Consider the following 1,045-nt stretch of genomic DNA (forward strand, 5'->3'; position numbering starts at 1 on the left):
ACAATGGCCAGGGCGCCAGCGGCAGGCGAGGTGAGCAAGCGCACAAGTCACGAGACGAACAGGAGCAGAGGCAACAAAGGGCGTGCAGCGGCGCTGTTTGGAATGGTCGATGGCGAAAGGCCCGACGGTAGCGGAATGAAAGGGGTAGAGGGCGACGCCCAACAAGCGCATGCACCGGAGCGCGGCGAGCGCCTTTCTTGTCATTGGTCCGATTCGTCACGCCGCGCCCGGTGATGCGTGACGTTAGATGCCTACGACTTCAGCCTTGCCCTTTGTCAGTGAAGGCAGAATGGATAGTAATTTAGGGGCTAGAGGCTTCAGATCCACTAATCGATTTGAATGCGATTGCAGAACCAGAACGGCAATATTGAATTTGGGCAGATTCTGTTGGAAAGAGAGGTTCCGATCAACCGTGAGAAAGACATCAAACTCTTTTTCAGCAAGAGCGAGGAGTTCGCCATTCTTAATAGTCGCCCATCCCATCTGCGGTACAGTTTTAACGAAATGTCCTGGCAGCTCTTTGGCGAAGCGTCTATCTACGCATTCGTCTAAAAGAATTCTCATACTATGCCACCATTTTGATCATTTGTTCTTTTGCTTCTTCCAAAAAGGCGATGATCTGCTCCTTACCTACCGTCGGAAAACCATCAAGAAAATCATCGATGGATTCTCCGCCTTTGATGTAATCTATGAAGGTTTGGACAGGCACTCTAGTTCCAGCAAAAACTGGGGTGCCTCCCATCACATCAGGAGATGAGGAAATAATCTGTTTGTTCATAAACCTATGGTATGTAAAGAGGGGCCTAAAGATCAAGACGGGCATCTAACAAGGCGTTGCAGCGGAGGCCGCGAAGCGCGGTTCACGTGGTTACTCGCTATGCCGCTCACGGCCCCGCTGAACGCGGGCGTTAGGCGTCCTACCGAGGTGTCAGCTAAAATGCGACTGTGGGATACGCAATCAGGCAAATGCAGCAAAGCGATTGGCAGCATGTACGCTTGATCTACTTGGAAGGCATCGCCACCGGCGACGCAACCTTCGAGACCC

The 1,045-nt window shown here is 52.1% G+C and carries 2 protein-coding genes; both read right to left on the reverse strand.

What is annotated here, in order from left to right; genetic code table 11:
• Positions 1-243: 243 nt before the first annotated feature.
• On the reverse strand, positions 244-564 hold the full coding sequence (locus VJ464_06390; protein ID HKQ04742.1) for a DUF5615 family PIN-like protein: 321 nt from the start codon (positions 562-564) through the stop codon (positions 244-246).
• A gap of 1 nt (position 565) precedes the next feature.
• Positions 566-778 carry a DUF433 domain-containing protein gene (locus tag VJ464_06395; GenBank protein HKQ04743.1) on the reverse strand — a complete coding sequence of 71 codons (213 nt, stop codon included), beginning with the start codon at positions 776-778 and terminating at the stop codon, positions 566-568.
• Positions 779-1,045: the final 267 nt, after the last annotated feature.

Source organism: Blastocatellia bacterium (assembly GCA_035275065.1).
In the GTDB taxonomy this organism is placed as follows: Bacteria; Acidobacteriota; Blastocatellia; order UBA7656; family UBA7656; genus DATENM01.